Annotated in this window: 2 protein-coding genes; both read left to right on the top strand. The window is 67.7% G+C overall.

Translation table 11 applies throughout. The annotated features are described in order from the left end of the window. A partial coding sequence (locus DBR00_RS10840) for a non-ribosomal peptide synthetase (protein WP_218276613.1) occupies positions 1–8,931 on the top strand: 8,931 nt, incomplete at its 5' end. Then, a complete protein-coding gene (locus DBR00_RS10835; protein WP_218276612.1) occupies positions 8,928–14,315 on the top strand; it encodes a non-ribosomal peptide synthetase in 5,388 nt (1,795 codons plus the stop codon). The genes DBR00_RS10840 and DBR00_RS10835, both read left to right, overlap by 4 nt. Positions 14,316–14,408: the final 93 nt, after the last annotated feature.

Here is a 14,408-nt window from a genome sequence, read left to right as displayed (position 1 = left end):
GGCTCCACCGGCCAGCCCAAAGGCGTGGCGGTGAACCATCTCGGCCTGAGCATGCATGTGCAGACCATCGGCCAGCGCTACGGCATGACCCCGGACGACGTGGAGCTGCATTTCGCCTCGATCAGCTTCGACGGCGCCCTGGAGCGCTGGACCGTTCCGCTGGCCTTCGGCAGCCGCCTGGTGATTCGCGACCAGGAGCTGTGGAGCGCGGAGAAGACCTGCCAGGTGATCGCCGACGAAGGCGTGACCATCTCCTGCCTGCCGCCGAGCTATGCCCAGCAACTGCTGGACTGGGTGGAGTCGCAGGGTCTGAAACTGCCGGTACGCTCCTGGACCCTGGGTGGTGAGGCCTTTACCCGCGAGACCTACGAGCGCCTGCAGAAGGTGCTGCAGCCGCAACGGATCATCAATGGTTATGGCCCGACCGAGACGGTGGTCACCCCGCTGATCTGGGAAGCCTACCCGGGTGACTCCTTCGAGGCGGCCTATGCCCCCATCGGTAACCCGGTCGGCCCGCGTAGTCTTTATGTCCTCGATGCCGAGCTGAACCTGCTGCCCATCGGCGTGGCGGGCGAGCTGTATATCGGTGGTGAAGTGGGCCTGGCTCGCGGTTACTTCCAGCGCCCGGAGCTGACCGCCGAGCGTTTCCTGCCCGACCCGTTCGGTGCTGCGGGCGAGCGCATGTACCGCACCGGCGATCTGGCGCGCTGGCGTGCGGACGGCACCCTGGATTACCTGGGCCGCGTCGACCATCAGGTTAAGATCCGTGGTTTCCGTATCGAGCTGGGCGAGATCGAGAGCCAGCTGCTGGCCCTCGAAGGCGTGCAGGAAGCGGCGGTGATCGCCCGCGAGGCGCCAACCGGCAAACAACTGGTCGGTTATGTGGTCGCTCGCGACAACAGCGACGTCAATGCTCTGCGCGCCGAACTGGCTAAAACCCTGCCGGACTATATGGTCCCGGCGCAGATCATCGCCCTGGCTAAACTGCCGCTGACCCCGGCCGGCAAGCTGGACCGTGCCGCGCTGCCGGAACCGACCTGGCAGAGCCAGGACTACGAAGCGCCACAGACCGACCACGAGCGCATCCTCGCCGCCATCTGGGCCGACGTGCTGGGCGTGGAGCGGGTAGGGCGCCAGGATCATTTCTTCGAGCTGGGCGGCGACTCCATCGTCGCCTTGCAGGTGGTCAGTCGTGCACGCCAGCAGGGGCTGGGCCTGACGCCCAAGGACCTGTTCCAGCAGCAGACCCTGGCGCAGCTGGCTGGTGTTGCCCGCAGCGTCACCGCACCGCTGGCCGATCAGGGACCGGTAACTGGCACAGCGCCGCTGCTGCCAATCCAGGCGCGCCTGCTGCAGCGCGAGAGTCTGGCCCCGTGCAACCAGTACCTGCTGCTGGAACTGGCCGAGCCGTTGCCGGCCGCCCAGCTGGAACAGGCGCTGCAAGCCCTGGTTCAGCACCACGACGCCTTGCGCCTGCGCTTTGAGCAGCTCGATGGCCAGTGGCAGCAAGTACATGCCGCCGAAGTGGCGGGTCCTCTGCTGCAACGGGTCGAGCTGGCCGCCGGCGAGGACCCGCAGCCGCACTATGACGCCGCGCAGCGCAGCATTGATCCGGCCAGCGGTTCACACCTGCTTGGTCTGTATCTGACTCAGCCAGGACAGGCCGATCGCCTGCTGCTGTCCATCCACCACCTGGTGGTCGATGGGGTGTCCTGGCGCGTACTGCTGGAAGACCTGCAGCGTGCCTGTCTGCAACTGGCCAGCGGCCTGCTGGTGCAGCTGCCGGCCAAGACCAGTGCCTTCAAGACCTGGGGCGAGCGCCTGGTCGACTGGAATGTGGACGCACAACTGCCGTACTGGCAGGCCCAGCAGACCGGCGGCGAGCTGCCCCTGCAGAGCCAGGAGGCGGGCACCGAAGGAACCCGCAAGCGCATCGAACTGAGTCTGGAGGCCGGCTTCACTCGCGACCTGCTGCAGGCTGGCCAGCGCGCCTATCGCCTGCGTGCCGACGAACTGCTGCTGACCGCCCTGAGCCGCGCGCTGTGCAGCTGGAGCGAGCAGCCGGCGCTGACCCTGCACCTGGAGAGCCATGGCCGCGCGCCGCTGTTCGAGGATATCGACCTGTCGCGCAGCGTCGGCTGGTTCACCAGCCTCTACCCCGTGCGCCTGCAGCCAGAGACCGAGCTGGCTGCCAGTCTCAAGGCGATCAAGGAGCAACTGCGCGCCGTGCCCGATCTGGGCCTGGGCTTTGGTCTACTGGCCCAACAAGGTCAATTGACCGAGCGCGCCCCGCAACTGCTGTTCAACTACCTGGGCCAGTTCGACGAGGGCCGCGATGGCTTGCGTCTGCGCGAAGGCGGCCTGTGGCGCGAAGCCGATGCGCCCATGGACGCTCCATTGGTCATCAATGCCGAGCAGCGTGGCGGTGCCCTGCAGCTGCACATCGACTTCAACCCTGCGCAGCTGGCGCGCACCACCTTGGAGGGCCTGGTCGCACGCCTGCAGGATGAGTTGCACAGCATCGCCCAGCACTGTGCCAAGGTCTCGCCACGGCTGACCCCCAGCGATGTGCCGCTGGCCGGTCTGAGCCAGATCGAGCTGGATGAACTGGCCGGCGTGGAGGACATCCACCCGCTGTCGCCGCTGCAGCAGGGCCTGCTGTTCCACAGCCAGCTGGAAGGTGCCGGCAGCTATGTCAGCCAGCTGCTGCTGCCGTTCACCGGCCTCGATCCTGCTCGCCTGCAGAACGCCTGGCGCCAGGTGCTGGCGCGCCATGGTGTGCTGCGCAGCCGCTTCCTGCTCGGCGAGCGCCCGCTGCAACTGGTGCAGGCCGAGGTCGAACTGGACTGGCAGGAGCTCGACTGGCGCGGCGTCGCCGATTTCGAGGCGCAGCTGCAGGCCTTCTGCAGCGCCGAGCGCGAGCGCGGCTTTGCCCTCGACCAGGCGCCGCTGCTGCGTCTGGCGCTGATCCAGCGCGGCGCCGGCGACTTCGTGCTGGTCTGGACCCTGCACCATTTGTTGCTGGACGGCTGGAGCAACGGCCTGCTGTTCGCCGAGGTGCTGGCCCTGTATCACGGTGATCGCCTGCCGGCACCGGGCGGTCAGTTCCGCGACTACATCCACTGGCTCGAAGGCCAGGATGCGTCTACCGAGCAGGCCTTCTGGCGTGAACAGCTGGCACCGCTGGACGGCGCCACCCGCATCGCCGGCTGCCTGCCGTGCCGCGCCCCGGAGCAGGGCCATGCCCGTCATCCGCTGCCGCTCGATAGCGCCACCGAACAACGAATTCGCGGCTTCGCCCAGCGCCATGGCCTGACCCTCAATACCCTGGTACAGGCCGCCTGGGCCTTGCTGCTGGCGCGCCTGACCGGCAAGCGCAGCCTGTGCTTCGGCGCCACCGTGGCCGGTCGTCCGACCGAGCTGGCCGGCAGCGAGCAGATGCTTGGCCTGTTTATCAACAGCCTTCCCGTTGCCGTGCAACTGCCGGCCGAGCAGCCGCTGGGCGACTGGCTGGCCGCGCTGCAGGTGCAGAACCTGCAGCTGCGCGAGCACGAGCACAGCCCGCTGCACGATATCCAGCGCTGGGTCGGCAGCGCCGGCGAGGCACTGTTCGACAGCCTGCTGGTGTTCGAGAACTACCCACTGGGCGAGGCACTCAAGCAGGCCGAGCGTGGCGAGCTGCGTTTGGGGCTGCCACAAAGCCACGAGTTCACCCATTACCCGATGACCCTGGCCGTGCTGCCGGGCAGCCGCCTGGAGCTGCTGCTGGCTTACGACCGTGCGCATTTCGATGCCGACGGCATTGCCCAGGTCGAGGCGTTGCTGCGCCAGGCCCTGGCGCAGGTCTGCTGCGACCCAGCGCGTGCGCTGGGCAGCCTGCAGCTGAGTTCCGCCGATGAGCAGGCACGGCTGGCCGAGTGGAACAAACCGCGCCAGGCCTTCGATGCCGCGCGCCTGCTGCCCGCGCTGATCGCCGAACAGGCGCGCCTGCATCCGGATGCCATCGCCCTGGTGCATGGCGGTGAGCGAATTGCCTTCGCTGAGCTGGAGTCTCGCTCCAACCAACTGGCCAATCTGCTGTTTTCCCACGGCGTACAGCCGGAGTCCCGTGTCGGCGTCTCGCTGGAGCGCGGCAATGCGATGATCGTGGCCATGCTGGCGGTGCTGAAGTCGGGTGGTGCCTTTGTGCCGCTCGATCCGGATTACCCGCGCGAGCGCCTGTCCTATATGGTCGAGGACTCGGGCCTGCAGTGGCTGATCACCTCGTCCGATCTGGCCGAGCGCCTGCCGTTGTCCTCTGCGGTTGAACCGCTGTATCTGGATCAGCTGGATCTGTCCGCGTGTGACTCCTCAGCGCCTGAGGTACAGCTCCATCCGCTCAATCTGGCCTACCTGATCTACACCTCCGGCTCCACCGGCCAGCCCAAAGGCGTGGCGGTGAACCATCTCGGCCTGAGCATGCATGTGCAGACCATCGGCCAGCGCTACGGCATGACCCCGGACGATGTCGAACTGCATTTCGCCTCGATCAGTTTCGACGGCGCCCTGGAGCGCTGGACGGTGCCGCTGGCTTTCGGCAGCCGCCTGGTGATTCGCGATCAGGAGCTGTGGAGTGCGGAGAAAACCTGCCAGGTGATCGCCGACGAAGGCGTGACCATCTCCTGCCTGCCGCCCAGCTATGCCCAGCAACTGTTGGATTGGGTCGAGTCGCAAGGCCTGAAACTGCCGGTACGGTCGTGGACCCTGGGTGGCGAAGCCTTTACCCGTGAAACCTACGAGCGCCTGCAGAAGGTGCTGCAGCCGCAACGCATCATCAACGGCTACGGCCCGACCGAGACGGTGGTCACCCCGCTGATCTGGGAAGCCTACCCGGGTGACTCCTTCGAGGCAGCCTATGCCCCCATCGGTAACCCGGTCGGCCCGCGCCGCCTCTATGTGCTGGATAGCGAGCTGAACCTGCTGCCCATCGGCGTGGCCGGCGAGCTGTATATCGGCGGCGAAGTCGGTCTGGCCCGTGGCTACTTCCAGCGCCCCGAGCTGACTGCCGAGCGCTTCCTGCCCGACCCGTTCGGCGCCGCCGGCGAGCGCATGTACCGCACCGGCGACCTGGTGCGCTGGCGTGCGGACGGCACCCTGGATTACCTGGGCCGCGTCGATCACCAGGTGAAGATCCGTGGTTTCCGCATCGAGCTGGGCGAGATCGAGAGCCAACTGCTGGCCCTCGAAGGCGTGCAGGAAACGGCGGTGATCGCCCGTGAGACGCCGACCGGTAAGCAACTGGTGGGCTATGTGGTGGCCAAACAGGGCGCCGACACTGCACCGCTGAAGGCTGAGCTGGCCAAGGTGTTGCCGGACTATATGGTCCCCGCGCAGATCATTGCCCTGGACAAGCTGCCGCTGACCCCGGCCGGCAAGCTGGACCGTGCCGCGCTGCCGGAACCGACCTGGCAGAGCCAGTCCTACGAAGCCCCGCAAACCGACAACGAACGCATCCTCGCCGCCATCTGGGCCGAAGTGCTGGGTGTGGAGCGGGTAGGGCGCCAGGACCATTTCTTCGAGCTGGGCGGCGATTCCATCGTCGCGCTCAAGGTGGTCAGCCGCATTCGCCAGCAGGGCCTGCAGCTGCCGCTCAAGGCGCTGTTCGAGCAGAGCCGCCTGGCCGACTGTGCGGCTGCCCTGCAACGCGAAGCCGTCGATGCACCGGTGCTGCGCGCGCTGCCACGCGCTGGCGACCTGCCGCTGTCGCATGCCCAGCAGCGTCTGTGGTTCCTCAACCGTCTGGACCCGAGCAACGGCGCCTACCATATGCCGGCAGGCCTCGACCTGCAGGGCCGCCTGGACCGCCAGGCGCTGCAGGCCGCTTTCGACCAGCTGGAAGCGCGCCATGAGGCGCTGCGTACGCGCTTTGTCGAGGTGGGTGGCGAGGCGCGCCAGCGCATCCTGGCGCCGCAGGGCCAGCGTATCGACTGGTTCGACCTGCGTGAACTACCGGCCAGTGAGCGTGAAATCGAGGCGCGCGATTATGCGCAGAAGCTGCTCACGCGCCCGTTCAACCTGGCTTCCGAGCCGCTACTGCGGGTGAGCGTGCTGCGCCTGGCCGATCAGGAGTACCGCCTGCTGCTGGTCCAGCACCACATCGTCTCCGATGGCTGGTCGATGCAGCGTTTCATCGGCGAGTTCGCCGCCGCCTACGCGGCGTTCGCCGAGGGCCGTACCGCGCAGTTCGCACCGCTGCCGCTGCAGTACGCCGACTATGCCCAGTGGCAGCGCGACTGGCTGAAGTCCAGCGAGGCCACACGCCAACTGGAATACTGGAAGGCGCGCCTGGGTGAACACCAGCCGCTGCTGGAACTGCCCACCGATCATCCGCGCCCGGCTCAGGGCGCGCGCCAGGGCCTGCGTTGGCGCTTCGAGCTGTCGCCGTTGCTCACCGCGCAGCTGCGCGCCCTGGCCCAGCGTGAGGGCAGCACCCTGTTCAGCCTGTTGCTGGCGGCCTGGCAGACCTTGCTGCACCGCTACAGCGGCCAGGAAGATATCCGCGTCGGCGTACCGGTGGCCGGGCGTAGCCTGGCGGAAATGGACGGCGTGCTCGGTTGCTTCATCAACACCCTGGTGCTGCGCGGCGAGCCAGCGGGGCTGAAACCCTTCCGCGAGCTGCTCGGCGAACTGGTCCAGGCCAGCCGCAATGCCCTGGCCAACCAGGAATTGCCCTTCGACCAGTTGGTGGAGGCCCTGCAACCGACCCGCAGCCTGAGTCATCACCCGCTGTTCCAGGTGGCATTCAACCATCAGCAGGTGGACTTCAGCGCCCTCGGCTGCCTGCCGGGCCTGCGCGTGCAACCGCATGACCCGGGCGCCGCCGGCGCGCAGTTCGACCTGGCGCTGGATACCGAGGAGGCGGCCGATGGCAGCCTCAGCGGTTTCGTCAGCTACGCCGCCGAGCTGTTCGAGGCGCGCACCATCGCCCGCCTGGCACGGCATTTCGTACGGCTGCTGGAAGGCATCTGCGCCGACCCGAGTCAGCCCATCGGCCTGCTGCCGTTGCTGGAGGAAGACGAGCAGGCGCAGCTCGCCACCTGGAACGACACGGCCAAGGACTACGGGCCGCAGGTTTTCCTCAGTGAGCGCATCAGCCAGCAGGCCGCGCGCACGCCGCAGGCGCCAGCCCTGGTGTTCGGCGAGCAGACGCTGAGCTACGCCGAGCTGGAGGCACGTATCAACCAATTGGCCAACCGCCTGCGTAGCTTCGGCGTACAGCGCGGCAGCCTGGTCGGCATCAGCCTGGAGCGCTCGCTGGAGCTGGTGATCGGCCTGCATGCCATCGTCCGCGCCGGCGGTGCTTACGTGCCGCTCGACCCGGAATACCCGCTGGAGCGCCTGGCCTATCTGCTGGAGGATTCCGGCGTCGACCTGCTGCTGTCGCACAGCGCGCTGGTCGAGCGCCTGCCGCTGCCGGCCGGGCTCAAGGCCCTTTGCCTGGATCGCGAGGACTGCAGTGCCGAGCCGGTCACGCCGCCGGCAATCAGCCTGCAGGGCAACGATCTGGCCTACGTCATCTACACCTCCGGCTCCACCGGCAAGCCCAAGGGGGCCGGCAACAGCCACGAGGCCCTGGCCAACCGCATTCTGTGGATGCAGGAGGCCTATCAGCTGGGCGCTGGCGATGTGGTGCTGCAGAAAACTCCGTTCAGCTTCGACGTCTCGGTGTGGGAGTTCTTCTGGCCGCTGATCACCGGCGCCTGCCTGGCCGTGGCCGCGCCGGGCGACCATCGCGACCCGCAGAAGCTGGTGGAGCTTATCCAGCGCCACAAGGTCAGTACGCTGCACTTCGTGCCCTCCATGCTGCAGGCTTTCCTCCTGCACCCGGATGTGGAGCAGTGCCAGAGCCTGACCCGCGTCATCTGCAGCGGCGAGGCGCTGCCGGCGGAGCTGCAGGTGCGCACTTTCCAGCGCCTGCCACAGGCTGGCCTGTACAACCTGTACGGTCCGACCGAGGCGGCCATCGACGTCAGCCACTGGACCTGCGTGGAGGAGGGGCGCCACGCCGTGCCAATCGGCCGGCCGATTGCCAACCTGCGCCTGCATATCCTCGATGCCCAGCTCAACCCGGTGCCGCAGGGCGTGCCCGGCGAGCTGTACATCGCCGGCATCGGCCTGGCGCGCGGCTACCACCGTCGTCCGGAACTGACCGCCGAGCGCTTCCTGCCCGATCCGTTCAGCAGCGAGGGCGGACGCATGTACCGCACCGGCGACTTGGTGCGCTGGCGTGCCGACGGCGCCATCGACTACCTGGGGCGCATCGACCATCAGGTGAAGATCCGCGGCTTCCGCGTCGAACTGGGCGAGATCGAAGCCCAGCTCGGTGCCCAGCCGGGCGTCGCCGAGGCCGTGGTGGTGGCCCGCGACAGCCAGATCGGCAAGCAGCTGGTCGGCTATCTGGTGGCCGATCCGCTGCCGGTGGATGAGAGCGCCTGGCTGGCCGGCATCAAGGCAGCATTGAAGAGCGAGCTGCCCGAGCACATGGTGCCCTCGATCCTGATGCGCCTGGAGCGCATGCCGCTGTCGCCCAACGGCAAGCTGGAGCGTCGTGCGCTGCCCGAGCCGGTGTGGCAGGCACGGGTATACCGGGCGCCACAGAGCGAACGGGCGATCGCCCTGGCGGCTATCTGGCAGGAAGTGCTGGAAGTGACCCAGGTCGGCCTCGACGACAACTTCTTCGAACTCGGCGGGCATTCACTGCTGGCCACCCAGGCCGTGGCCCTGCTGCGCCAGCGCCTGGGGCTGGAACTGCCGCTGCGCGCCTTCTTCGAAGCGGAAAACCTGGCGGCCCTGGCCGCCAACCTCGACGGTCAAGCCCCGGCCGCTGCCGAGGAAGAAGACCAAGACCTGCGCGACATGGCCGCGCTGCTCGACGAACTGGAGGCCCTGTGACCGCGCCCATCGACAAGGCCGCCCTGGCGCGGCGTTTCCTCGCCTTAGGGCCAGCAGAACAGAAGCGTTTCCTCGAACTGCTGGCCAGCAAGGGCATCCGCTTCGACCGTCTGCCGCTGGTGCCGGCAACCCGTGGCGAGCATCTGCAAGCCTCGCATGCCCAGCAGCGCCTGTGGCTGGTGGCCCAGCTGGAGCCGGACAGCAGCGCCTACCACATGGTCGGCGCCTTCGCGCTGGAGGGGGAGTTGGATCGCGCCGCGCTGTTGGCGGCTCTGGAGTTGATTGTCGAGCGCCACGAGGCGCTGCGCACGCGTTTCTACGAACATGACGGCCAGCTATGCCAGCACATTGACCCGCCAGGTCCGCTGGCCCTGGAGGAGCGCGACCTGCGCGGCGAGACCGATGCCGTGCAGACCCTGGCCGATGCCCATGCGTCACGGGCCTTCGACCTGATCGAAGGGCCGCTGCTGCGCGTGCAGCTGCTGCGTCTGGACGAGCAGCGCTGGCGCTTGCAGATCGTCTGCCACCACATCGTCTCCGACGGCTGGTCGATCGGCGTGTTCGCCGAGGAACTGGGCCGCGCCTATGCCGCGCTGCGCCAGGGGCAGGCGCCGCAACTGGCCGAGCTGCCGATCCAGTACGCCGACTATGCCCAATGGCAGCGCGCCTGGCTGGAGGCCGGCGAGCGCGAGCGCCAGCTCGGCTACTGGCGTGAGCGCCTGGGTAGCGAGCAGCCGGTGCTGGCCTTGCCCTACAAGCTGGATGCCTCCGGCCAGCGCCATGCCGCGCGCCAGGCCATCGCTGTGCCGCAGGCATTGGCCGAACGCCTGCGCCAGCTGGCCCAGGGCGAGGGCGCGACCCTGTTCATGCTGTTGCTGGCGGCCTTCCAGCTGCTCTTGGCGCGCTACAGCAACCAGCGTGACATCCGCGTCGGTGTGCCGGTAGCCAACCGCCAGCGCGCCGAGACCGCACCGCTGGTGGGCTTCTTCGTCAATACCCAGGTGCTGCGCGCCGAATTCGATGCCGGCATGAGTTTCCGTCAGCTGCTGGCCGAGGTGCGCCGTCACGCGTTGGACGCCCAGGACCAGCAGGACCTGCCGTTCGACCAGCTGGTGGAGGCCCTGGCGCCCGAGCGCAGCCTGGGGCAGACGCCGCTGTTCCAGGTGCTGTTCAACCACCAGAAGCGCGACCTCGGCGCCTTGCAGCTACCCGGCCTGTGCCTGGAACCGCTGGCACAGGGCGTGCCGCACGCGCTGTTCGACCTGGCCCTGGACAGCCTGGAAGACAGCGCCGGCCAGCTGCGCCTGACCCTGACCTGGGCCCGCGAGCGGCTGGACGATGGGCAGATGCAGAAGATGGCGGCGCATCTGCTGAGCCTGCTGGAGCGGGTCAGTACCTCACCGGATCAGCCTTTGGTGCGTCTGGAGGTGCTGGATGGTCAGGATCAGTTGCAACTGGCCGAGTGGAACATGTCGCGGCAGAGCTTCGATGCTTCGCGTCTGTTGCCTGAATTGATCGCCGAGCAGGCGCGTCTGCGCCCGGAGGCCATCGCCCTGGTGCATGGCGGTGAGCGAATTGCCTTCGCTGAGCTGGAGGCGCGCTCCAATCGCTTGGCCAATGTATTGATAGCCCATGGCGTGCGTGCCGAATCCCGCGTTGGCGTATCCCTTGAGCGTGGCAACGCGATGATCGTGGCCATGCTGGCGGTGCTGAAATCCGGTGGTGCTTTTGTGCCGCTGGATCCGGATTACCCGCGCGAACGTCTCAGCTACATGGTCGAGGATTCGGGGCTGCAGTGGCTGATCACTTCCTCCGACTTGGCCGAGCGCCTGCCGCTGGGCGAGGGCGTTGAAGCGCTGTATCTGGATCAGCTCGACCTGTCTGCCTTCGAAGCATCTGTGCCTATGGTGCAACTGCATCCGCTGAATCTGGCCTACCTGATCTACACCTCCGGCTCCACCGGCCAGCCCAAGGGCGTGGCGGTGAACCACCTCGGCCTGAGCATGCATGTGCAGACCATCGGCCAGCGTTACGGCATGACCCCGGACGACGTGGAGCTGCATTTCGCCTCGATCAGCTTCGACGGCGCACTGGAACGCTGGACCGTTCCGCTGGCCTTCGGCAGCCGCCTGGTGATTCGCGACCAGGAGCTGTGGAGCGCGGAGAAGACCTGCCAGGTCATCGCCGACGAAGGCGTGACCATCTCCTGCCTGCCGCCGAGCTATGCCCAGCAGCTACTGGATTGGGTCGAATCGCAAGGCCTGAAACTGCCGGTACGGTCGTGGACCCTGGGTGGTGAGGCCTTTACCCGCGAGACCTACGAGCGCCTGCAGAAAGTCCTGCAGCCGCAGCGCATCATCAACGGCTATGGCCCGACCGAGACGGTGGTCACGCCACTGATCTGGGAAGCCTACCCGGGTGACGCCTTCGAGGCCGCCTATGCCCCCATCGGCAATCCGGTTGGCCCGCGCCGCCTGTATGTGCTGGATGCCGAGCTGAACCTGCTGCCCATCGGTGTGGCTGGCGAGCTGTATATCGGTGGCGAAGTGGGCCTGGCTCGCGGTTACTTCCAGCGTCCCGAGCTGACCGCCGAACGCTTCCTGCCCGATCCGTTTGGCCAGGCAGGGGAGCGCATGTACCGCACCGGCGACCTGGTGCGCTGGCGTGCGGATGGCACTCTGGATTACCTGGGTCGCGTCGACCATCAGGTGAAGATCCGTGGCTTCCGCATCGAGCTGGGCGAGATCGAAAGCCAGCTGCTGGCCCTGGACGGCGTACAGGAGGCGGCGGTGATCGCTCGTGAGGCGCCGGCCGGCAAGCAACTGGTGGGCTATGTGGTGGCCAAACAGGGCGCCGACACTGCACCGCTGAAGGCCGAGCTGGCCAAGGTGTTGCCGGACTATATGGTTCCCGCGCAGATCATTGCCCTGGACAAGCTGCCGCTGACCCCGGCCGGCAAGCTGGATCGCGCCGCGCTGCCGGAACCGACCTGGCAGAGCCAGTCCTACGAAGCCCCTCAGACCGACAACGAACGCGTCCTCGCCGCCATCTGGGCCGACGTGCTGGGTGTGGAGCGGGTAGGGCGCCAGGATCATTTCTTCGAGCTGGGCGGCGACTCCATCGTCGCCCTGCAGGTGGTCAGCCGCGTGCGCCAACAGGGGCTGCAACTGGCGCCGCGCGAGCTGTTCCAGTTTCCCCGCCTGGCCGAGCTGGCCCAGGCCGCCCGCGCTGCTGGTGAGGAAATCGCGCAGGAGCCGGTCACCGGCGAACTGCCGCTGGCACCGATCCAGGCGCATTTCTTCGCCATGAATCAGGCGGAGCCGGCGCACTGGAACCAGGCGCTGAATCTGGAGCTGCTGCGTCCGCTTGATCCGATCCTGCTGGAGCAGGCGCTGCAGGCACTGGTGGCGCATCACGATGGACTGCGCCTGCGCTTCGAGCAGCGCGACGGTCGCTGGGCCCAGCACTACGGCGAGATACAAGCCGATCAGACGCTGCTCTGGCAGCGCGAAGCGGCTGACGACGCGCAGGCCGAGGCCCTGTGCAACGAGGCGCAGCGCAGCCTGGACCTGGCCCGAGGGCCACTGCTGCGCGGCTTGCACCTGCGTCAGGCGGGCAAGGCGGACCGCCTGTTGCTCGCCGTCCATCACCTGGTGGTGGACGGGGTGTCCTGGCGCATCCTGCTGGAAGACCTGTTGGCGGCCTATCGCCAGCTGGAAGCCGGTCAGGCCCTGCGCCTGCCGGGCAAGAGCCAGTCCTACAAAGGCTGGAGCGAATCCCTACAGCAATGGGCACGTAGCGACGCGGCGCAGGTCGAACTGGATGCCTGGTGCAGCCGGCTGAGTGGCCCGGCGCTGGCCCTGCCACGCGAGCTCGACGGCATCAGCGCCAGCCATGGCGACAAGCGCGAAGTGCGCTTGGCCCTGGATGCCGCCGAGACCAAGCGCCTGCTGCAGGCTCCGGCGCAGCTGGGCGTGCGTATCGATGCGTTGTTGCTTACCGCGCTGACGCGCGCCCTGTGCCGTTGGAGCGGCCACTCCGGCCTGCGGGTCAACCTCGAAGGCCACGGCCGCGAGGCGCTGGCCGGCGACCATGATCTGACGCGCACGGTCGGCTGGTTCACCAGCCTGTATCCGCTGCAGCTGCCGCACCTCGACGATCCGCAGCTGCAACTGCAGCGCGTGCAGCAGCTGCAGCTGCAGCAGGTCGAGCACGGCGGCCAGGGCTACGGCGTGCTGCGTTGGCTGGGCGATGCGCAGGCGCGGGCTTCTCTTGCCGAGCTGCCGACCGCCGAAGTGATCTTCAACTACCTCGGCCAGTATCAGGCCGGCGCGGCGGCGGACTGGTTCCGCCCGGCCACCGGCGGTGGCGCGGCGGTGGCGGCCGACAACCCGCTGGCGGCGCGTCTGGCGGTCAATGGCCAGGTGTTCGACGGCCAGTTGCAGCTGTCCTGGGAGTACGCGGCCAACCAGTATCGCGGCGAGACCCTCGAATCCCTGGCTGCGGACTATCGCCGGGAGCTGCTTGGCCTGCTGGAGCTGGCGCGCGGCCAGGCCGTGCAGGGCCCGTCGCCCTTGCTGCGCCTGACCCGTCAGCAGGCAGATAAAGCCCCGCTGTTCTGCCCGCACCCGGTCACCGGCCGGGTCACCGGCTACCAGCCGCTGGCGGCGCGCCTGGACGGTACGCGCGAAGTATTCGGCCTGCAGTGCCGCAGCTTCCTCGACCCGAGCTGGCGCGATGCTGCGCTGACCGAGATGGCCGATGCCTACCTGGCCGCGCTGCTTCAGCAGCAGCCGCAGGGCCCGTATCACCTGGTCGGCTGGTCGCTGGGCGGCAGCCTGGCCCTGGAGCTGGCGGCACGTCTGGAAGCACGGGGGGCGGAGGTGGCCTTCCTCGGCCTGCTCGACTGCTATGTGCCGGGCACCGAGATCGCTGGCGACGACGCCCGCCACCCGCAGGCCCGGGCCAAGCTGGTCGAGCATCTGCAGCTGTTGGCGCCGGAGCTACACGCCAAGGCCTGGGATGGCCTGTTCGAACGACTCTTGCAGCTGGAACCGCTGGACTGGCCGCAGGTCGCCAGCACCTGGTTCGCGGGGCAGGCGCTGGACGGCATGACCCGCCAGAGTCTGGAGGAACTGCTGTTCGCCTGGGCGCTGGAGCAGCATATGCGCCGCTTGTGTGCCGGCTACGCACTTCCCACGGTGAAGGTGCGTCCGCACTGCTGGTGGGCGGCGCAGCCAGCCGGACGCGCGGTCTTGCTGGAGCGTGGCCTGGAGCAGGTGCAGGGCAGGGCGGCCGCGCATCGACTGATCGAGGCCGATCACCAGGGCATCGTTCGTCATCCGCAGGTACTAGCCGAGTTGGCTCAGTTGCTGGAGCGATGACAGCTAAACGAGAAAATTGTCTTAAACGCTAAATTTTTTCCACGCAGGTTCGTCTAGTAGGGGTGTGCGGAATAAATACGAATCTTTCTTATT

The sequence above is a fragment of the Pseudomonas sp. HMWF032 genome (genome assembly GCF_003060885.1).
In the GTDB taxonomy this organism is placed as follows: Bacteria; Pseudomonadota; Gammaproteobacteria; order Pseudomonadales; family Pseudomonadaceae; genus Aquipseudomonas.
The sequence above is the reverse complement of the archived record's forward strand: the minus strand, read 5'-3'. Positions and strand labels throughout refer to the sequence as shown.